Raw genomic sequence first — 19,175 nt, 5'->3', positions numbered from 1 at the left:
GCCCATGCCGACCCTCGATTACGTCACGCTCGACGTGTTCACCGACCAGGCATTCGGCGGCAATCCGCTGGCGATTATCCCCGACGCTCGCGGCCTCGACGGCGCGACGATGCAGCGCATCGCGGCCGAGTTCAATTATTCGGAAACGACCTTCGTGCTGCCCCCGCCCGACGGGAGCGATTACCTGGCGACGGTGCGCATCTTCACGCCGGTCGAAGAGCTGCCGTTCGCCGGCCACCCCCATGTCGGCACGGCGTTCCACGTTGCGCGCCTGGACGACCTGTTCGGCCAGCCGGTCGGCGACCATTTCCGCTTTTCGGAAAAGGCGGGGGTCGTTGACTGCCAAATCCGCCGCGAGGGTGAGCGCATTTCCGCCAGCATCACCGCACCCCGTCCACTCGAGATCGGCGAGGCGGTCGACCTGGCGATCGTCGCCGCGTGTGCGTCGCTGGCCCCCGATGCGATTGTCAGCGCCCACCATGACCCGGTTTTCGTCTCGGTCGGCCTGCCGTTCGCGGTGGCTGAGCTCGGATCGCTGGCGGACCTCGCGCTAGCCCGCCCCGACGGCAGCGCCTTTGTCGAGGCCGACCAGCGTTATCATAGTGCAGACGACCACTTCCCATTATTCCTTTACGTCCGCCTCGACGGCAATCCGTTCAAGCTGCGCGCGCGCATGTTCGCGCCGCTGAGCAACATTCCCGAAGACCCCGCGACCGGCAGCGCAGCGGGAGCGCTCGGCGCCTATCTCGCCAGCCTCGCCCCCGACAGCGACGGCGAACTTTCGTTCACCATCGACCAGGGCGTTGAAATGGGCCGGCCGAGCCGCATTGAGGTGACGGTTGAAAAGCGACGCGGCAAGCCGGGCGCGGTTCTTATTGGCGGCACCTGCGTCGAAATGATGCGCGGACAGCTCAGCCTATAGCTGTCTTTCTTACGTCGAAAAAACAGTTGCGACGAGGCGCGGCCTGGAGCCCCGATCGAGAATCCGCTGCGGCTCGTTTCCACTTAGCAAATTTCCTGACTCGACGGACTGACATCAGCCCGTCATCCTGCTCTGCGATTGGGGTTTTCCAAACGGGGGGCATAATGAACAAGATAACTTTCCACGCCGGCAGCGCGCTGGCGCTTTCTCTGTCGGCTCCCGCTTGGGCTCAGGACCCGCAATCTACGCCAGGCGACCCGCCCGCGGTGCAATCCGTACCAGAAAGCACTCGGGGCGAGGATGAGACGATCGTCGTCACTGCCCAGCTGCGCGAGCAACGCCTGATCGAGGTACCGTTCGCGGTTACTGCTTTCACCGGCAAAGCACTCGATCAGCTCGGCGTGCAGGAATTCGAAGATCTGGCGCGCTATACGCCCGGCCTCGCTGTCCAGAACCAGTCGCCCAACAATGCGGCAATCAACATTCGCGGCGTGACCAGCGATTCAGCCGATGCCTTTTTCGAGCCCCGCATCTCGATTTACCAGGACGGCGTTTCCATTTCCAAGCCGCGCGGGGCTTATGTCGAGCTTTTCGACGTCGAACGCGTCGAAGTTTCGAAGGGGCCGCAATCAACCCTTTATGGCCGCGGGGCGCTGATTGGCGCGATCAACATCGTCCAGGCCAAGCCCGATCTCACCCAGACGTCCGGGATGGCCCGCGCCGAATATGGCAATTTCGATTACATGCTGGGGGAGGCGATGATCAACGCGCCGCTCGGCGAGAACGCCGCTATTCGCATCGCCGGGCGGTACAAACAGCGCGACGGCACGGTCAAAAATTTGCTGGGCGGCGGGGACTTCCAATCGGTCAAGACCGGCGCGGTCCGCGCTAGCCTGCGAGTCCGCCCGTCCGAGCGGATCACGTTCGACGTCATCGGCAATTACCAAAAGGACACGCCCAACGGCACCGCGTTCAAGTCGCTGGCATTTCGCCCGACGGATCCGGTCACCGGCGAAGTCCTCGGCGGAACTGGAATCCACGACGGCGCGGCGCTCGTCGCCGGAGACAATTTCGACGGCGGTCGTGACCTCGGTCTCAAACGGACCGTCTGGGGCGTCACCGGCCTGATGAAAGCCGAGCTCAATGACGCCTTCACGCTCAACTCGATCACCGCTTACCGTCAATTCCACGCGCTCGAAGTGCTCGACGCCGACGGCACGTCGCTGCCCGTCATCACCGCCGCCGACGACGCCCGAAGCAAGCAATTCAGCCAGGAGCTGCGGCTGACCTGGAACGACGGCGGCCCAGTTACGGCGTTTGTCGGGACCAGTTTTTTTCATGAAAAAGGGTCCGACCGAACCCCCGCCCAGTTCGACGAACGGGCTGCGCTGGCCCAGATCGCCGGCGCGCTCAACGGCGGTGGATTTATTCCCGGCCGGCCGGCGAGCGACCCTGCGCCCATGGCCCTGATTGGAAATCCGGGGTTCACCAGCCTGCTCCTCCAGGGAGTCGCCGGTTCATTCAGCTATCTGCTGCCCGGGGCGATAGCGAACGGCATCGCCGCCAACCTCAAGGCGGCGCATGACGAGGAGCAAACCAGCTTCTCGAAAACCGACGCGTTCGACATTTTCGGCGACGTCAGCTTCAAGGTGTCGCCGCAGTTCGAGGTCGGCGCCGGACTTCGCTGGACCCACGATGACAAGACGTCGGGTGTCCAGGCCGAGGTGCAGAACGGCCGGTCAATCCTCGGCGGCTTCCTCGGCGCGTTGAGCCAACCGGAACCGTTTCGCACCCTGCTACTGAACGCGCTCGCAGTGCCGGGAGCAGCCACCATCCCACCGTCGATTTTCTATCCGGTGCCGATTTTCGGGCTTACCTTCCAGGCCACGCCGGGCAACGCGCGGATCAACCAGAGCTTCAAGGACAATGGCTTCACCTGGCGCGGGTTCGCGCGCTATCAGCCGACGCCCGACAGCAGCATTTATGCGATCTACGCGCGCGGTCGGCGGCCGGAAGTGCTCAACGCATTGCCTCCCGAGCTGCCCGGGGCCGACGCCCGGTTCGTGGTCGCTGATTCGGAGAGCGTCGACAGTTTCGAGATCGGCGCGAAGACCACCGCGCTAGATCGCCGCCTCTACCTCGACGGCGCATTATTCTATTACAAATACAAGAACTTCCAAACGACCGAACAGATCGGCACGACCTTTGTGACCAGCAATGCCGGCAAGGCCGATAGCTACGGCTTCGAAGGCCAGGCTCGCTATTCGGTAGGCCCCGCGCTGAAGCTGTTCGCCAATTATGCGTTCAACCATGCCCGCTTCAAATCGGGCGTGTTCAAAGGCAATCGATTCCGCCTGTCGCCGGATCATACATTTTCCGCCGGTGGCACATTCACCACCGGCGCGCCCGGCGGCCGGATCGATTTCACGCCGGCCGTGACTTATCAATCGAAGGTATTCTTCGACAATGACAACGACCGTCCGGAGCTGCAGACCGTCGCCCGCGGCAAGATCGTCCCCGACACTGTCCAGGACGAATTGCAAAAGGGCTTCGCTTTGGTCAGCGCGCGGCTCGGCTACACCCTTAGCGGCAGCACGTTCCGCATCGAAGCCTTCGCCGATAATGTGCTGAACAAGAAGTATATCAAAGACGCGGGCAACACCGGGGATGCGCTTGGCATGGCCACCTTTATCCCCGGCGAACCGCGTACCTACGGATTGCAGCTAACGACCCGCTTTTAGCTCAGGCGGCGAGGCGCTCCACTTCGAGCAGGCCGTTGGCGATGCCCGCTTCGCGCTGCTCGGGGCCATAGTTAATCCCGTCCGCGTGGACGAATTCGGGTGTGATGCCGATAAAGCCAAAGACACCGTTCAAATAGGTCTCGACATGTTCGAGCGCGTTGGCGTCGTCGTAAAATCCGCCCCGCGAAACGGCGATAATTACGCGCTTGCCGCCGGCCAGGCCTTCGGGACCATCGGCTGAATATCGAAATGTTCTCCCGGCAACGAGGATGCGATCGATCCACGCCTTCAGCTGGCTCGGCAAGGAGAAATTGTACATCGGCGCGCCGATCACCACCGCGTCGGCGGCGAGGAACTCTTCGATGGTCGACGTGTCGGCAAATGCGTCGAGCGTCAGGTGCGGCAACGGCTCGCTGGCGAGGTCGCGGGCAATAACGTCGGCACCGGGATCGGCCGCCCGAAGCTGGTCGACGATCCGCCGCGTGAGAATCCGGCTGACGCTGGCGTCGCCGGTGATGCTGCTGTCGATCTTGAGGATGGTCATTGTCTGGTCCTTGGTATTGATTTGTTACCGGGACACTTTAAATAACCACGCATGGAAACCCTGCAAGACGGCATAAATTTGTTACCCAGTCACAGGAATGTGACCGCTTCCCAACAAGGGCCTCACAGGAATGTGACCGCCTCATCGGCGCCCGGCGGCCTGCACAGCGCCGGTTGCCGCAACGTCGCGCCGGTGCTCAATCGCGTCGGCGACAAATGGAGCATGATGATCGTCATGATGCTGTCCAACGGGCCGCAGCGCTTTTCCGAGCTCAAGCGCGCCATCGACGGCATTTCGCAGCGCATGCTGACGCTGTCGCTGCGCGGGCTCGAACGCGACGGGCTCGTCACCCGCACGGTCACGCCAACCATCCCGCCGCGGGTCGACTACGAGTTGACCGAACTCGGGCGTTCGTTACGCGAACCGGTCAAGGCGCTCGGCGAATGGGCGATCGAGCACATCGCCTGCATCCGCGCCGCGCAGGAGCGGTTCGACGAGGCGCGTAACGCTGAATAACGAGCGAGGTCGGCAATGTCCGCTTTCTACCCATTGCGGACATTCACGAGCGTGGCGCCTTTATGCATTAGCCGCCTTCAACGGCGGTCGAAGGGCGCCAGCAAGTTGTAAATGAAAGCAATGAGCGATCCCGCGATCAAGCCGAACCCAAACGACCAGCACAGCCCTTGAACCAAGGCGAGGCTGGAAGTGATTTCAGCGCTCGTGAATAGCGCGATATACATATGGGTAGCCGGACCGATGGGCAGGAACGCACCCAGCCAGCAAATCACGTAGAAAACGCCTGCCGCCAAGGCTCCGGTCAGGGCAAAGCGAAGCACGTTCGCCCTCCCGCTTGAACCGTTCGTTTCACTTGTCGTGGTGGACATGAAATGCCTCCCGTTGCCGGCGAAGCTCTCAATCGGCGCGCTCGGTGAAAGCGTCATACCATAAGTGAAGCGATCAAGCGCCCGCGCAAACTTCGCTTGCGGATGCCCGTATCGCAGGATGCTGGCGGAAATAGAGCCAGATGGTTGCGCTCATGATCGCCGCGAAGAAGCACCAGACCGAGATAAACCAGAACGAAAAGGCATAAGCGGCAATGAACGAAGCCAATGTGGCGGCCCCGAACCATCGCACCGCGGCGTGGCTCGACAGAAGCGAGCTGACGCACGTTCCCAGCACATAAAGAACGAGAATGGGCCCAATGTAGAAGTGCGGTGAATCATAGAAGATATGATGCCCGATAATCTTCGAGGTGGTCGGGTCCATCGCCCAGAAATACAGGAGGTAAATCCCGGACAGCGATCCAGCGATGGCAAGCGCCTTGAGCGCCTTGCGGCGCCAGGGCACCGCTTCAAGCAGCAGAACCGCAATCGGCACGAATATCGGCCATAGGACGTGTGAGAACAACGAATAGACGTGGGTCAATATTGAGTTGAGGTGAGGCGCCCCGTCGGCAAACGAGAGCCACAGACCTCCCTCGACAAGTTGTTGAAGGCCAAACAGCGCTGGGATTGACGCGTAAGGTAGCTCGGCGACCCGATCAGCTCGCCGCAGGGTCAGCGTGCCGATGCCTAACAGGACCGCTCCAGCCGTGAAACTTGCCGTCGCTGAAAAGCACATGGCGCCCCCTTGCGGCGGGCCTGCCACAAAAGCTGGTTGCGGACCATATAGCGGCGTCCGCTTTCCACCCCTTGCGGACATTTGAGTGACGCTCGCGGATCGTGACGCTAGGGCGTGGTGATGCTCAAGCCCGCCTCCACGCCCGACATCGCCGCGCTGAAGCTGCTCGAGGAGCGGCTGCGGTGGCTGTCGGCGTGGACCATCCATCACGCCAACCACATCCGCCCGTCGCCCGATGGCCTCAAGGTCGGCGGGCACCAGGCGAGCTGCACATCGATGACGGCGATCATGGCGGCGCTCTATTTCCACGCGCTGGGGCCGAACGACCAGGTTGCGGTCAAGCCGCACGCCGGGCCGGTGCTGCACGCGATCCATTATCTGCTCGGGTCGCAGACGCGCGAGCAGGTTGAGAATTTCCGCGGCTTCGGCGGCATGCAAAGCTATCCGAGCCGGACCAAGGATAAAATCCCGGTCGATTTCTCCACCGGATCGGTCGGGCTCGGGGTCGCGATCACCGCTTTCGCAAGCCTGATTCAGGATTATCTCACCGCCCACGGCTGGCTCGACGACGCTGACCGCGGCCGCTTCGTGGCGCTGATGGGCGACGCCGAGCTCGACGAAGGCAATATCTACGAAGCGCTGATCGAGGCGGCCAAGCACGACATCCGCAATTGCTGGTGGATCGTCGACTACAATCGCCAGAGCCTCGATGCGACCAGCGCCGACCGCATGTTCGAGCGCTTCGACGAAATCTTCAAAAGCTGCGGCTGGCGGGTGATCGAATTGCGCTGGGGCAAACGGCTGCAGGCCGCGCTCGATGCTCATCCGAAGATTAAGGCGTGGCTTGAAAACTTGCCCAATGCCGATCTGTCGGCGCTTCATTACCAGGGCGGCGCGGCGTGGCGGACGCGGATCGAGACCGATCTCGGCAAGGCCGCGGCGACGTTCCTTAAGGCGCATGACGATGCTGGGCTGGCGGCGCTGTTCACTGACCTTGGCGGCCATTGCATGGATTGCCTGGTCGATGCGTTCGCCAGCGCAGACGACGATGTCCCGACCCTGTTCATTGCGTGGACGATCAAGGGCTACGGGCTACCGTTCGCCGGCCACAAGGACAATCATTCGGGGCTGATGAACCCAACCCAGATGGCGGCACTGCGCGAAGCCATGGGCGTGACCGAGGGGCGCGAGTGGGAGCCACTGGAGGGTATCGGCGACAATGCGCGACCGGCGGTCGAAGCGCTGATCGACCATAGTCACACGGCCCGCGAAAAACAGTTGCGATCGTTCGGCACGATCGACGTGCCGCACATCCCGACGCCGGCCGGCGAGGAGCAATCGACCCAGGCCGCATTCGGCCGCATCCTGCTTGACCTGTCCAAGGCTGGCGGACCCTTGGCCGACCGCATCGTCACCACGTCGCCCGATGTCACCGTCTCGACCAACCTCGGCGCGTGGGTCAATCAACGCGGTTTGTTCCGCAGGCGGGAAATGGCGGACGTTTTCGCCAAGGCAAAAATTGCGTCAGCACAAAAATGGGCGGCGACAAACCAGGGCCAGCACATCGAACTGGGCATCGCCGAGAACAATCTTTTCCTGATGTTGGCGGCGGCGGGTTTGGCCGGCGACCTGTTCGGCACGCGCTTGGTCCCGGTCGGCACGCTGTACGATCCGTTCATCGCCCGCGGCCTCGATGCGTTGAACTACGCCTGCTACCAGGATGCGCGCTTCATCCTCGTCGCGACACCGAGCGGGATCACCTTGGGACCCGAGGGCGGCGCGCACCAGTCGATCAACCCGCCGTTGATCGCGCTCGGCCAGCCCGGCCTGAGGCATTATGAGCCGGCGTTCGCCGACGAATTAGCGGCGATGATGGAGGAGGCGTTCCGCCTGATCGACGATCCAGCCGGCGAGTCGAGCTATTTCCGTTTGTCGACGCGGTCGGTGGCGCAAGTCGAGCGCGCGGATTACGGCTGGCGCCAAGGCGCGCTGCAGGGGGCCTATTGGCTTCGCCCGCCCGGACCCGATGCCGAAGCGGCAATTGTCGCGATGGGCGCGGTGATGCCCGAAGCGCTCGCCGCGTGGGACGAGCTTCGCGGGGATGTTCCTGGGCTCGGGCTGCTCAGCGTGACCTCGCCCAATTTGCTCCATCGCGGCTGGACGAACGCACAGGCGGCACGCTGGGGCGGCAAGCGCGAGCCGAGTCACGTTGAGACCCTGCTGTCCGCGCTGGCTCCCGGCGCCGGCTTGGTGACCATCGCCGACGCCGCCCCCGCCTCGCTGTCGTGGCTTGGCGGCGTGCTTGGCCAGCGGGTCGCGCCGCTGGGAGTCGACCGGTTTGGCCAGACCGGCAGCCTGCCCGAACTCTACGCCGCCTATCGGCTCGACCAGGAGGCATTGACCGAAGGCGTCGCCGAACTGCTTCTGGCGCGCGCGGCCACAACCGCTTAGGACGCCACCATGCCAGGACGATATTATGACGGGTGGCAGGTCGGCGACCGCGTCGCCCACGAGATCACCCGAACCGTCACCGAGACCGACAATGTGCTGATCTCGGCGCTGACGCATAACCCGCAGCCCCTGCACCTCGACCACGAACTCGCCGCCAAATCCGAATTCGGCAAACCGCTGGTCAACTCCATTTACACATTCGGCCTGATGGTCGGGGTTAGCGTCGCCGACACCACGCTCGGCACGCTCGTCGCCAATCTCGGCTACGACAAATTGGTCTTCCCCAACCCCGTGTTCGCCGGCGATACGCTGCGCAGCGAGACCGAGTGCACCGCGCTGCGGACAAGCAAATCGCGGCCCAATGCCGGCGTCGTCACCTGGACGCACCGCAGCTTCAACCAGCGCGATGAACTGGTGTGCGAATGCACGCGCACCGCGCTCATCCTGAAAAAGTCGCAATGACCGAACCGCGTAGCTGGCTATTCGTCCCCGCCGACAGCGAGAAGATGATCGCGCGCGCGATCGCCAGCGACGCCGACGCCGTGATTTTTGACCTCGAAGACAGCGTTGCCCCAGCTCACAAAGCGGACGCGCGCAATATCTTAAAGGCGCTTCCCGCCCGGACCGGCGGACCGCAATGGTGGGTGCGCATCAACCCGCTGGGCAGCGAGCATATCAAAGCGGACCTGGGATTGTTTGCCTCAGCTGACTTCGAAGGCGTCGTGCTGCCCAAGGCGGAAGGCGGCGCCGATGTCGCCCAGCTCGCCCACCGCACCGGCAATTTGCCGGTCCACGCGATCGTCACCGAAACGCCGGCGAGCCTGTTCGGCATGCTGTCCTACCGCGACCCAAAGTCACCGCTGGCGGCGATGAGCTGGGGCGCCGAGGACTTGTCGGCAACGCTCGGCGCATCGTCGAAATATGATGCAGACGGCGAATTGAGCCTGACCTACAAATTGGCGCGCTCGCTGTGCCTAGCCGGCGCGGTCGCAGCCGGCGTGCAGCCGGTCGACGGGATTTTCGCCGATTTCAAAGATGACAAGGGCTTGCGCGCTGAAGCCGAAGCGGCGGCGCGCGAGGGTTTCACCGGCAAGCTCGCGATCCATCCCGATCAAGTGGCGATCATCAACACGGCCTTCAGCCCGTCCAGGGACGAAATCGCCCACGCCAAGGCGATCGTAGCGGCGTTCGACGCAGCACCAGACGCCGGAGTTCTTTCGGTCGGTGGCCGGATGGTCGACCGCCCGCACCTTATCCAGGCGCAAAGGATTCTCGACCGCGCCCGCTAGATTTTAGGAGATCACGAACATGCCAACGCCAGCCACGGGATGGGGCACGGACGCACCCGACCAGCCGCTTCGACCGATGGAATTCGAGCGCCGCGACCTTCGTCCCGATGACGTGGCGATCAAGATCACTTTCGCCGGCATCTGCCACAGCGACCTTCACACCTGCCGCAACGATTGGGGCGGGACACGCTATCCCGTGATCCCTGGCCACGAAATCGTCGGCACCGTTACCGCGGTCGGCAGCGAGGTCACGCGCCACCAGGTTGGCGACACGGTGGCGGTCGGCTGCATGGTCGACAGCTGCATGGTCTGCGACCAGTGCCTCGAGGGGTGGGAAGTGTTTTGCCGCGAAGGCTGCGTCCAGACCTACAACAGCCCCGACCGCCACGACGGGACAATCTCCAAGGGCGGCTACACCGACCATATTGTCATCCGCGATCATTTCGTCCTGAAGGTGCCCAAGGGCATGGACGCGGCGCGCGTTGCGCCTCTGCTGTGCGCCGGGATCACGACTTACTCGCCGCTGCGCCAATATCAGATCGGGACCGGCACCAAGGTCGGCGTCATTGGTCTTGGCGGCCTCGGCCACATGGGGGTCAAGCTGGCCGCGGCGATGGGCGCGCATGTGACGATGATCACGACCACGCCCGAAAAGGGCGAGGACGCCCGCAAACTCGGCGCGCACGACGTGATCGTTTCCACCGACGCGGCGGCGATGAAGGCGGCCGCGACCCGCTTCGACTTCATCCTGAACACGATTCCCGTGAGCCACGAGATCGATCCGTACCTCAATCTGCTCGGGCGGTCGGGGCGGATGGTGATCGTCGGCGCGCTGACGCCGATGCCCGGCTTTACCGGCTTTAACATCATCTGGTGGAACCGGGCGGTCGGCGGATCGGCCATCGGCGGCATTCCCGAGACCCAGGAGATGCTCGATTTCTGCGCCGAGCTCGGCATTTACCCGGACTGCGAAATGATCCGCATGGACGAGGTCAACACGGCTTATGAACGGCTGCTCAAGAATGACGTGCGTTATCGCTTCGTGATCGACATGGCCCAAGGCCTATGAGCGCAGCGGTGCATCCGGTTCCGCCAGATTTCCGGGCGAAAATCGGCCCCGAAGAGCTGGCGGAAATGCACCGGCGGGCGGACCAGGACACGGACGCATTCTGGCTCGACCAGGCGCGGCGGCTCGACTGGGCTCGATTCCCCGAACAGGCAGGCGACTGGTCGTTCGACGAGTCTGACTTCCGCATCCGCTGGTACGCCGACGGCGAATTGAACCTGTCGGTCAGCTGCCTCGACCGCCACCTCGCGACCCGTGGTGACCGCACCGCCTTGATCTTCGAGGCCGACGAGCCCGGCGACGGTCGCACCCTCACCTATCGCGAACTGCACGCCGAAACCTGCCGCATGGCGAACCTCTTGAAACAGCGCGGCATTGGGCGCGGCGACCGCGTCATGATCTATTTGCCGATGATCCCCGAAGCAGCCGCGGCGATGCTCGCCTGCGCGCGGATTGGCGCGATCCACTCGGTAGTGTTCGGCGGTTTCTCGCCCGACAGCCTCGCCGGCCGTATCGCCGACTGCGACGCCTGCGCGGTGATCACGGCTGACGAGGGCTTGCGCGGTGGCAAGCATATCCCGCTCAAGCGCAACGTCGATGCGGCGCTCGCGAAGCGCGACGTGGCCAGCGTCATCGTCATCACCCGAACCGGCGCCGACGTGCCGATGAAAGACGGCCGCGACGTCTCCTACTCGGCGGTGCGCGACGGACTTCCGACCGACTGCGAGCCGGAGGTGATGAACGCCGAGGATCCTTTGTTCATCCTCTACACGTCGGGGTCGACCGGACAGCCCAAGGGCGTGGTCCACACCACCGGCGGCTATGCGGTGTGGACAGCGGCGACGTTCGACTGGATTTTCGACGCGCGCGACGATGACATTTTCTGGTGCACCGCCGACGTTGGCTGGATCACGGGCCACACTTACGTCGTCTACGGCCCGCTGATGAACGGCGCGACCAGCGTGATGTTCGACGGGGTTCCCAATTATCCCGATTTCGGCCGCTTTTGGGATACTGTTGACCGGCTCGGCGTGACCATCTTCTACACCGCGCCCACCGCGATCCGTGCCTTGATGCGTGAAGGCGACGAATGGGTGACGCGCCACCGCCGCAGTTCAATTCGTCTGCTCGGCACGGTCGGCGAACCGATCAATCCCGAGGCTTGGGACTGGTATTGGCGTGTGGTCGGCGGCGGCCGCTGCCCGGTGGTCGATACCTGGTGGCAGACCGAGACCGGCGGCATCCTCATCTCCCCCTTCCCCGGCGCGACGGCGATGAAGCCGGGTTCCGCGACCAAGCCGTTGCCCGGCGTCAAGCCGGTGCTGGTCGACGCCGCACACCATGTCCTCGACGGCCCCGCCAGCGGCAATCTGTGCATCGCGGCCTCATGGCCCGGCCAGATGCGCACCGTCTGGGACGACCATGCCCGCTTCTTCGAGACCTATTTCAAGGCCTATCCCGGCCTCTATTTCACCGGCGATGGCTGCCGCCGCGACGAGGACGGCTATTACTGGATCACTGGCCGGGTTGACGACGTCATCAACGTTTCCGGCCACCGCATCGGCACCGCTGAAGTCGAAAGCGCGCTGGTCGAGCACGCGCTGGTCGCCGAGGCGGCGGTGGTCGGCTTCCCCCACGACATCAAAGGCCAGGCAATCTACGCCTTCGTGACTCTCAACGCCAACGAGGAAGGCAGCGACGCATTGCGCAAGGAATTGGGTCAGCTGGTGCGCAAGGACATCGGCGCTTTGGCCACGCCCGAGCGGATCCAGTTCACGCCCGCTTTGCCCAAGACGCGGTCGGGCAAGATCATGCGTCGCATCTTGAGGAAAATCGCCGAGGGGGAAACCCAGTTTGGAGACACGTCGACGCTTGCTGACCCCGCAGTGGTCGACGCGCTGCTCGCTGGCCGAAAATGAGACTAAAGATTGCCGGCGCGGCGCTGGTGCTCGCCGGCTGCGCGCCTTCAAGCCCGCTGCCCGCCGACCCTGCGGCGCGCTTCGATCCGGTCGCCTTTTTCACCGGGCACACGCACGGCGAAGCGACTCTGCAAAAGGTCCTCAGCCCAGCGGTCAGGGTCCACGTCGACAGCATCGGGCGCAGCGATGGGCACGGCGGCCTGATCCTCGACCAGGCCATCCGCGAAAACGGCAAGCCTTCGCGGCGCCGGCGCTGGCTGTTTCGCTCCGATGGTCATAGCGGTTATCGCGGATCGCTGACCGACGTCGCCGGGCCGGTCGACTTCGTTGTCGCCGGACCGCGCGCGACGATCCACTACCGGATGAAGAACGGGATGGTGGTCGATCAGCGGCTAGCCCTGCAGCGCGACCGCCGCACCGTGCTCAACCAGCTGGTCGTCAAGAAATTCGGTGTGCGCGTCGCCCGGCTCGACGAGACCATTCGCAAGCTGGACTGACGCATCAGCGCTGCTATCCGTTGGGCAGCGAGGGAGTAAGCAATGACGGCTGAACACAAACCCTGGTCGATGGCGCGGGTGATTATCGCGTCGTCGGCCGGGACCGCGTTCGAGTGGTATGATTTCTTTATCTTCGGGTCGCTCGCCACGACTATATCGAAGGTGTTCTTCGCCGGGCTGGACCCGACCGCGGCGCTGATCGCGGCACTTGGGCTATTCGCCGCCGGCTTCGCGTTCCGGCCCTTGGGCGCGATCATCTTCGGGGTCGTCGGCGACCGCCTCGGGCGCAAGGGCGCCTTCCTGGTCACGGTCAGCCTGATGGGCGCGGCGACCTTCGCCATCGGCCTGCTCCCGACCTACGCCAGCGCCGGCGCCGTGGCGCCGGCGCTGCTGATCTTCTTGCGCATCCTGCAGGGCATTGCGCTCGGCGGCGAATATGGCGGGGCGGCGATCTACGTCGCCGAACATGCGCCCAACGACAAGCGCGGCGCGGCCACCGGATGGATCCAGTCGTCGGCGTCGTTCGGACTGCTGGCGGCGTTGCTGGTGATTCTGGCGACGCGTACCTGGATCGGCGAGGAGGCGTTCGCCGCCTGGGGCTGGCGGGTGCCGTTCCTGATGTCGCTCGTCCTGCTCGGAATTTCGGTCTGGATGCGGGCGAAGCTGGCGGAAAGCCCGGCGTTCAAGAAGCTCAAGGAAGACGGCCAGGTCACCAAGGCGCCGTTGCGCGAAGCCTTTGGTCAACGTGACAACCTCCATCGCGTGCTGGTCGCTTTCTTCGCCATCATGTGTGCGCAAGGCGCGGTTTGGTACGCGACCTTCTTCTACATGCAGGTGTTCCTCGGCCGCTCGCTGGGCGTGCCCGAGCCAACCGTAAACCTGCTGCTGATCATCATGACTTTGGTCAGCGCGCCGCTCTACGTGTTCTTCGGCTGGCTGAGCGACCGCGTCGGCCGCAAGCCGGTGATGGTCGGCGGAATGCTGCTCGCGCTGGCGCTGTACTTCCCCGGATTCCATTTGATCGCCCAGGCCGCCAACCCGGCGCTGGTGGCCGCTCATCGGGCAACCCCGGTGACCGTCTCGACCAACCTCGCGAACTGCGCCGTCCAGTTCGACCCGATCGGCACCGCCAAATTCTCCAGCGCCTGCGACATCGCCAAAAGCGCACTCGCGGCCAAGGGCATATCCTACCGGACGAAATTTTCGCCAGACGACCGCACGCGGGTGTTCGTCGGGCGGGAAATGGTGGCGGTGAGCAGCGGCGATGGCTTGCCCGGCCCCGAACTCAAGGCGCTCAAGACCGAGACGGGGACACGCATCGGCGCCGTACTGGCAGCCAACGGCTACCCCAAGACCGCGGACCCGGCTTCGGCGAACATGCCGTTGCTGATTGCGGTCCTGCTGCTGTTCGTCGTCGCCGCGACCGCGCTGTACGGGCCGCAAGCGGCGGCGCTGGTCGAGATGTTCCCGACCCGCATTCGCTACACCGCGATGTCGCTGCCCTATCATTTGGGCACCGGCTGGGTCGGCGGCTTCCTGCCGGTCACCGGCTTCGCGCTGGTCGCGATCACCGGCAATATCTATGCGGCGCTATGGTACCCTTTGTTCTTCACCGCTTTGTCGGTGGTTTGCGCTTTGCTGTTCCTCAAGGAGACGCGCGGCAAGCCGCTCGAGGAGTGTTAGCGGGGCATCCTATTCTCATGCCTACGACCCAAAGCAGACATTGGAGTCAAATTCGCTTGGAGAGCGGAGACGAACGTCCGGCATGACGAAGCGTGAGTAGGAGGTTGCTGCCGCCTAGCCGCGCTGCACGTCGGCCGCTCCGTATAGGCGACAGATCATGGCTCGCTCATGGTCACTGAGATACGGGTTCCACACGTCGATGATCAGGACCGCGCGGTCACGTTCGCTGCGGTTCCAAGCTTCATGCTCAATCGTGTCGTCGAAGGCGAACGCCCGGCCCTGGACCCAGCTGCGGGTCTCCCCGCCGACCCGGAACGCACATCCCTCGGGAACGATCAATGGCAAGTGGACGACGCTGCGCACATTGGTCACCCCGGTGTGCGCCGGGATGTGCTTGCCTGCCTTTAGGATCGAGAAGAAAACGTTAGGTGCTCGGCCTTCGATGTAGCAGATGGGAAGTGATTCGACCAAGGCTGCAGTCCGCGGCGCGCGAGCACAAGCGTCATCGAAGCGCTCGCCTTCCTTCCACAAATGGAAGGCGCCCCAGTCTAGCGATTTGTCCAGTCCCGACCATTTGCTTGCCGGCACTCCGGGCGGCAGCGAAATGTAAGGCGTCAGTTCCGCCTGTGCGTCCGCAAGGATCGTCTCCAGTTCGGCGACGATGGTCGTGGTGGCGGCTTCGAGCTCGCCAAGCCAGGGAAAATGCTCGGCCCCAAAGAATTCGTCCGCCGGCAGAAATGGGTAATGCAGGCCTTCGCAATGGTTGGTGTAGATTGGCCGCCTTCCAAGCCAGGCATCGGCAGCCCTCCGCATTCGTCGCCGGTCCCGGGTACTGGCCTCGCCCAATTCGCCGGCCAGCGCCTTTTCAACGGCATCCACCAGATTCTGTTGCTGCTCTCCGACGAATTGCTTTGCATGACCGAGGATCGCGGCAAACTCGGGCGACGGGTCATTGATGCTGCGGGAGAGTGCAAGGACGGCGCTCCAGCGTTCGGCCGCCGGCGTCTCCTCCCCCAACCGTTCGTGAAGCTCGGCAATGCGGATCAGGGCGAGAAGGTCGGTTTGATCGATCGCGAGCGCCTGCTCGAGCGCCTCTTGTTCGCGATTCGCATCGTCGAGGTTCCGGTGGGCCGTCGCCAGATTGATCCAGTGCGACCCTTCGCCAGGCTCGCGCTTGCACGCGATTTCGAAATGCATGGTGGCCGTGGCTGCGTCCGTCCGCGCCATGGCGTCGGCCCCGAGCCAATTGCGGGCTGTGGGCTCCTCGTCATCAATCGCGAGCACGGCTTCGAAATGGCTTCGCGCCTGGTCGCGCAAGCCCGCTAGACTCGCGCGCTGCGCTTCGGCCAGGTGCTTCCGGATGGCGTCGACCGACATGTTTTGATTGAGGCAGAGCCGTCCGAGTCAGTCAAGCGGCGGAGGAGGCTCGGCGCGCAAATCCCGATCCGTCGCGAAGCTACGGCGCCCAGTGGATGTCGATCGGCTGTTCGGCTTCGGCCAGCACCTTGCCGATCGGCAGTTGCGAGCTGTGCCCGTCCTTGATCGCTTGCTCGAGCAGCGCGCGCTTCTCGGCGCCGGTGATGGTGATCAGCAGCGTTCGGGCGGCGAGGATCGACGCGCGGGTCAGTGTCACCCGCGCCACCGGCGCATCCGTGGGCATCGGATCGGGCATCACCCCGACGGCGCGCCGGGTCTTGGGCGCCTCCAGCGCATCCTGCAGGTCGGGGCCGGCGAAGATCGAGGCGGTATGTCCATCTTTGCCCATGCCGAGCCAGACGAGGTCGGGCGGCCATGACAAATCCTGCAGCCGGGCATCGGCGGCGCCCCCGGCCAGGCGATAGTCGTCGATCGTCGTCGCGATCGGAAACACCCGCGCGCCGACCGGCAGGAACGCCTGGGCAATGGCGCGGATGTTGCTGAGCTCGCTGTCCATCGGCGCCAACCGGTCGTCGGTCGGAATGATCGTCACCCGCTTCCACGCCAGGCTGCGGGCGGCGATCTTGGGATAGATCGGCTTCGGCGTCGCCCCGCCCGGCAGCGCGATCAGCGCCGAATCGCGGGCATCCAGTGCGCTTTCGACGATGAAGCCGACGTCGCCGGCGACCGCGTCGGCCATCTCCTCGATGCTGTCATAGTCCCACCATTCAGCTTCGATCATCGGCTCTGCGCCCTTTTCCAGTCAGTTTGGCGGCGTTTGCCGATATCCGGCCCAACCCGCAACCGCCTGGCCATTTCTGTTGTAGGCTGGGCGGTAGCGAAATCGCTGCTGGGTGAGCCGGCATAGCTCCCCATCGATCGCCGGATTCCCGGTTCCCCGATCGACGAAGCATTGGATGATCCGGCCACTGGCGTCGATCCGGAAGCGCATGAAGACCTGCGCGCCGCGCGGCCACATATCGAGCATGCCGGGCGCGAAATCGCGACCCGTAAGCACCGGCGTCAGCAACCGCGGCCCTTCGACGTAACCACCATCGCCGCCGCCTCCGGGTCCGCTGCCCGCGCCGCCGCTGCCAGTGCCCGCCCCAACGCCGCCGGCCCCGGTGCCCGGGCCGCGCACATTCGATGCGCCCTGGGTCGGGGCCGCGCCCTGCCGCGGGGTTTGACTGGCCGCGATTGTCGGCGGCGCTGGCACCACGATCCTTGGTTTGGGCGCGACCACCGGCGTCGCTTCGCTCTTGATGTTCTTGGGCGATGACGTACCGGCCTTCGCTTTCGGTTTTTGCTTCGACGCGGCCTTCTGGACTGGCGGCGGTGGCGGTGGCGGTGGCTTGACTTCGGTAAGGTCGAACACCTCAAGCGCCCGCTCGGGATGGGCAAAATCAACGGTCCCCGACATGTGCAGCAACGCGAACGCCAGCCCGACGTGAATCGCGATCACCGCCGCGATCGCCCCGCTCTTGTCGCGGCTATTAAGGTCGGTCCGGTACATCGCAGCCCATCAACGCCGTGATCGCGCATGCGGTTGCTATGGCGCCGTCAGTCACTTGCGAACGTGAATGATCCCGATCCGGTCGGCATAGAGGCGCCGCCAGCGGGGCGAGGCGTCGAGCGCTTTGATCAGGGCCGCATTGCCCGGCGGCAGCATCGTCCAGCGGATATCATAGCGGTCGACCGCGCGGTTGAATCGCGCGATGTCGCCCTGCGTGATCTGGTTATAGTCGGTGAAGAACGCATCCCCGTACATGTCGGCGCGGCCGTCGATGTAAGGCCTAATCCCGGCGAGGATCAGCGGCCCGCCAAAGGTATAGCCGTTGAGCACCGGCTGCGAGCGCAGCTCCGGCGGCACCGCGGCGATCAGGTGGCGGGGATTGGCGGCGTTCTCAATCGGCGTAATCGGCAACGCCAGGCGCAGCGCCAAGAACGGGATCGCCGCCAGCCCGAGTAATGCAAAGCCGCCCCTCTCAACCGCCTTGCCGCCGAGCAAAGGCGGGATCGCGGCCGCGGCGACGATCACCAACCACGCCTGACTACGCATCTGGGCGAAGGCCATCACCAGCAGCACGAGCAGGAGCACCAGCCGCCCGATCGGCACCCGTACCCGGCGCCACAACAAGGCCCCCAGCCCAAGCAACAGCACGACATAGAATAAAGGCGTCGACGACGGACTGCTCGCCTGCCATTCCTGGATCAGCGGCAGCGTCCCCATGCCCATCACCCGCAAAGGATGAAGCAAACCTTCCGCCCCATTCGCATTCAGCAGCATGGCGAGCCCGCTGACCAGCGCGAACACCGTCCACTGCCGCAACGTCGCCCACTTCACCGCCCGCAAAGCGTCGAACGCGATCGCGGCGCCGATCGGGATCGCCAGCGGAAAGCTGCCGTGCAGGTTGGTCCACACCAGCACGATCAGCGCCCCCCACAACGGCGGCGCGCGTGCCGCTTCGGCCGCGCGGAGCAACAGCACGGTCCACCCCGCCAATAGCGGCCACACCAGCACATGCGGGCGGGCGAGGATGAACGGCCCCAGCACCAAATCGAGCCCGATGAACAGCGCGGCCAGCGCCAGCGGCCCGACATATCGCCGCAGATGCAGGAACAGAATCGCGTGCAGCGCCATCAACGCCGCCGCCACCACGGTCGCCAGCCCGGCAAAACCGGCAAGGCCATAAACGGTCGCGTAGATCACTTCCGACAGCCACTCGATCGGCACCCACGGCCGACCCGCCGCGGTGAAGGAGAACGGGTCGGTGACGGGGAGCGATCGGTGCGCCACGATCCACTGCCCGGCGGCGACATGCCAGCTGACATCGCCATCGTTGAAAATCCGCGGCGCGCCGGCGAGGCCCAGTGGCAGGCCGAGGACAAGGAAAAGAAATAGCGCTTTTCCAGCAAGCGCCTCTCGCTGCGTTTGAGTCTCTGCGCTGTCAGAAGCAGAAGTCATCGGGTGCGCCTAACTCGGCTTGACGAAACACGCCATGGGCAAGCTATGACATCGGCGGCATC

The 19,175-nt window shown here is 64.3% G+C and carries 17 protein-coding genes; 10 read left to right on the top strand and 7 right to left on the bottom strand.

Annotated elements, in window-relative coordinates:
- The first annotated feature begins 4 nt into the window (after positions 1-4).
- Together RMO25_RS11270 and RMO25_RS11265 are read left to right on the top strand one after the other, a co-directional pair.
- Entirely contained in the window at positions 5-922 is a 918-nt protein-coding gene (locus RMO25_RS11270; RefSeq protein WP_309662697.1) for a PhzF family phenazine biosynthesis protein, read from the top strand.
- Positions 923-1,086: 164 nt separating this feature from the next.
- Positions 1,087-3,663, top strand: a complete 2,577-nt coding sequence (locus RMO25_RS11265; protein ID WP_309662696.1) for a TonB-dependent receptor domain-containing protein — start codon at positions 1,087-1,089, stop codon at positions 3,661-3,663.
- A gap of 1 nt (position 3,664) precedes the next feature.
- On the opposite strand, the gene RMO25_RS11260 is transcribed toward RMO25_RS11265, so the two are convergent.
- Complete coding sequence (locus RMO25_RS11260) at positions 3,665-4,207, bottom strand: FMN-dependent NADH-azoreductase (protein WP_309662695.1); 543 nt, start codon at positions 4,205-4,207, stop codon at positions 3,665-3,667.
- Positions 4,208-4,339: 132 nt separating this feature from the next.
- Between RMO25_RS11260 and RMO25_RS11255 the strand changes: the two genes are divergently transcribed.
- Positions 4,340-4,723: a helix-turn-helix domain-containing protein gene (locus RMO25_RS11255; RefSeq protein WP_309662694.1), complete on the top strand. Its 384-nt coding sequence runs from the start codon at positions 4,340-4,342 to the stop codon at positions 4,721-4,723.
- 77 nt (positions 4,724-4,800) lie between these two features.
- On the opposite strand, the gene RMO25_RS11250 is transcribed toward RMO25_RS11255, so the two are convergent.
- Together RMO25_RS11250 and RMO25_RS11245 are read right to left on the bottom strand one after the other, a co-directional pair.
- Entirely contained in the window at positions 4,801-5,091 is a 291-nt protein-coding gene (locus RMO25_RS11250) for a hypothetical protein (protein ID WP_309662693.1), read from the bottom strand.
- A gap of 73 nt (positions 5,092-5,164) precedes the next feature.
- Positions 5,165-5,827 (bottom strand): DUF6629 family protein, encoded by a 663-nt coding sequence (locus tag RMO25_RS11245; protein ID WP_309662692.1) that lies wholly within the window; start codon positions 5,825-5,827, stop codon positions 5,165-5,167.
- Between the two features lie 120 nt (positions 5,828-5,947).
- Between RMO25_RS11245 and RMO25_RS11240 the strand changes: the two genes are divergently transcribed.
- From RMO25_RS11240 to RMO25_RS11210, 7 genes are read left to right on the top strand one after another with little or no spacing between them, the layout of a single operon-like run.
- On the top strand, positions 5,948-8,278 hold the full coding sequence (locus tag RMO25_RS11240) for a transketolase (protein ID WP_309662691.1): 2,331 nt from the start codon (positions 5,948-5,950) through the stop codon (positions 8,276-8,278).
- 9 nt (positions 8,279-8,287) lie between these two features.
- Positions 8,288-8,740, top strand: coding sequence for a MaoC family dehydratase (locus RMO25_RS11235; RefSeq protein WP_309662690.1), 453 nt, complete (start codon positions 8,288-8,290; stop codon positions 8,738-8,740).
- Entirely contained in the window at positions 8,737-9,567 is an 831-nt protein-coding gene (locus tag RMO25_RS11230) for a CoA ester lyase (RefSeq protein WP_309662689.1), read from the top strand. Before RMO25_RS11235 ends, RMO25_RS11230 begins: the two co-directional genes overlap by 4 nt.
- Before the next feature lie 19 nt (positions 9,568-9,586).
- The gene (locus RMO25_RS11225) at positions 9,587-10,636 is read left to right on the top strand and encodes an NAD(P)-dependent alcohol dehydrogenase (RefSeq protein WP_309662688.1); all 1,050 of its coding nucleotides are present in this window, start codon (positions 9,587-9,589) and stop codon (positions 10,634-10,636) included.
- The gene (gene acs, locus RMO25_RS11220) at positions 10,633-12,552 is read left to right on the top strand and encodes an acetate--CoA ligase (RefSeq protein ID WP_309662687.1); all 1,920 of its coding nucleotides are present in this window, start codon (positions 10,633-10,635) and stop codon (positions 12,550-12,552) included. The genes RMO25_RS11225 and acs overlap by 4 nt, the downstream gene beginning before the upstream one ends.
- The gene (locus RMO25_RS11215) at positions 12,549-13,049 is read left to right on the top strand and encodes a DUF3833 family protein (protein ID WP_309662686.1); all 501 of its coding nucleotides are present in this window, start codon (positions 12,549-12,551) and stop codon (positions 13,047-13,049) included. The genes acs and RMO25_RS11215 overlap by 4 nt, the downstream gene beginning before the upstream one ends.
- Positions 13,050-13,091: 42 nt before the next feature.
- Positions 13,092-14,732: an MFS transporter gene (locus tag RMO25_RS11210; protein WP_309662685.1), complete on the top strand. Its 1,641-nt coding sequence runs from the start codon at positions 13,092-13,094 to the stop codon at positions 14,730-14,732.
- A gap of 114 nt (positions 14,733-14,846) precedes the next feature.
- On the opposite strand, the gene RMO25_RS11205 is transcribed toward RMO25_RS11210, so the two are convergent.
- The 4 genes from RMO25_RS11205 to RMO25_RS11190 all read right to left on the bottom strand — a co-directional run bounded on the left by RMO25_RS11205 (position 14,847) and on the right by RMO25_RS11190 (position 19,113).
- Positions 14,847-16,109 (bottom strand): aspartyl/asparaginyl beta-hydroxylase domain-containing protein, encoded by a 1,263-nt coding sequence (locus tag RMO25_RS11205; RefSeq protein ID WP_309662684.1) that lies wholly within the window; start codon positions 16,107-16,109, stop codon positions 14,847-14,849.
- Between the two features lie 79 nt (positions 16,110-16,188).
- The gene (locus RMO25_RS11200; protein WP_309662683.1) at positions 16,189-16,890 is read right to left on the bottom strand and encodes a 6-phosphogluconolactonase; all 702 of its coding nucleotides are present in this window, start codon (positions 16,888-16,890) and stop codon (positions 16,189-16,191) included.
- A gap of 21 nt (positions 16,891-16,911) precedes the next feature.
- Positions 16,912-17,661, bottom strand: coding sequence for an energy transducer TonB (locus RMO25_RS11195; RefSeq protein ID WP_309662682.1), 750 nt, complete (start codon positions 17,659-17,661; stop codon positions 16,912-16,914).
- A gap of 51 nt (positions 17,662-17,712) precedes the next feature.
- On the bottom strand, positions 17,713-19,113 hold the full coding sequence (locus tag RMO25_RS11190; RefSeq protein WP_309662681.1) for a hypothetical protein: 1,401 nt from the start codon (positions 19,111-19,113) through the stop codon (positions 17,713-17,715).
- Between the last annotated feature and the right edge of the window lie 62 nt (positions 19,114-19,175).

It is taken from the genome of Sphingomonas sp., from assembly GCF_031361285.1.
GTDB lineage: Bacteria > Pseudomonadota > Alphaproteobacteria > Sphingomonadales > Sphingomonadaceae > Sphingomicrobium.
This window is presented reverse-complemented; position numbering and strand designations above follow the sequence as displayed.

What these genes read in the sequence shown, in the direction of transcription:
- RMO25_RS11245 (WP_309662692.1), bottom strand. Translation starts at nt 5,827, where the DNA reads ATGTGCTTTTCAGCGACGGCAAGTTTCACGGCTGGAGCGGTCCTGTTA.
- RMO25_RS11230 (WP_309662689.1), top strand. Translation starts at nt 8,737, where the DNA reads ATGACCGAACCGCGTAGCTGGCTATTCGTCCCCGCCGACAGCGAGAAG.
- RMO25_RS11240 (WP_309662691.1), top strand. Translation starts at nt 5,948, where the DNA reads ATGCTCAAGCCCGCCTCCACGCCCGACATCGCCGCGCTGAAGCTGCTC.
- RMO25_RS11225 (WP_309662688.1), top strand. Translation starts at nt 9,587, where the DNA reads ATGCCAACGCCAGCCACGGGATGGGGCACGGACGCACCCGACCAGCCG.
- RMO25_RS11200 (WP_309662683.1), bottom strand. Translation starts at nt 16,890, where the DNA reads ATGATCGAAGCTGAATGGTGGGACTATGACAGCATCGAGGAGATGGCC.
- RMO25_RS11215 (WP_309662686.1), top strand. Translation starts at nt 12,549, where the DNA reads ATGAGACTAAAGATTGCCGGCGCGGCGCTGGTGCTCGCCGGCTGCGCG.
- RMO25_RS11210 (WP_309662685.1), top strand. Translation starts at nt 13,092, where the DNA reads ATGACGGCTGAACACAAACCCTGGTCGATGGCGCGGGTGATTATCGCG.
- RMO25_RS11235 (WP_309662690.1), top strand. Translation starts at nt 8,288, where the DNA reads ATGCCAGGACGATATTATGACGGGTGGCAGGTCGGCGACCGCGTCGCC.
- RMO25_RS11250 (WP_309662693.1), bottom strand. Translation starts at nt 5,091, where the DNA reads ATGTCCACCACGACAAGTGAAACGAACGGTTCAAGCGGGAGGGCGAAC.
- RMO25_RS11195 (WP_309662682.1), bottom strand. Translation starts at nt 17,661, where the DNA reads ATGTACCGGACCGACCTTAATAGCCGCGACAAGAGCGGGGCGATCGCG.
- RMO25_RS11205 (WP_309662684.1), bottom strand. Translation starts at nt 16,109, where the DNA reads ATGTCGGTCGACGCCATCCGGAAGCACCTGGCCGAAGCGCAGCGCGCG.
- RMO25_RS11190 (WP_309662681.1), bottom strand. Translation starts at nt 19,113, where the DNA reads ATGACTTCTGCTTCTGACAGCGCAGAGACTCAAACGCAGCGAGAGGCG.
- RMO25_RS11265 (WP_309662696.1), top strand. Translation starts at nt 1,087, where the DNA reads ATGAACAAGATAACTTTCCACGCCGGCAGCGCGCTGGCGCTTTCTCTG.
- RMO25_RS11260 (WP_309662695.1), bottom strand. Translation starts at nt 4,207, where the DNA reads ATGACCATCCTCAAGATCGACAGCAGCATCACCGGCGACGCCAGCGTC.
- RMO25_RS11270 (WP_309662697.1), top strand. Translation starts at nt 5, where the DNA reads ATGCCGACCCTCGATTACGTCACGCTCGACGTGTTCACCGACCAGGCA.
- acs (WP_309662687.1), top strand. Translation starts at nt 10,633, where the DNA reads ATGAGCGCAGCGGTGCATCCGGTTCCGCCAGATTTCCGGGCGAAAATC.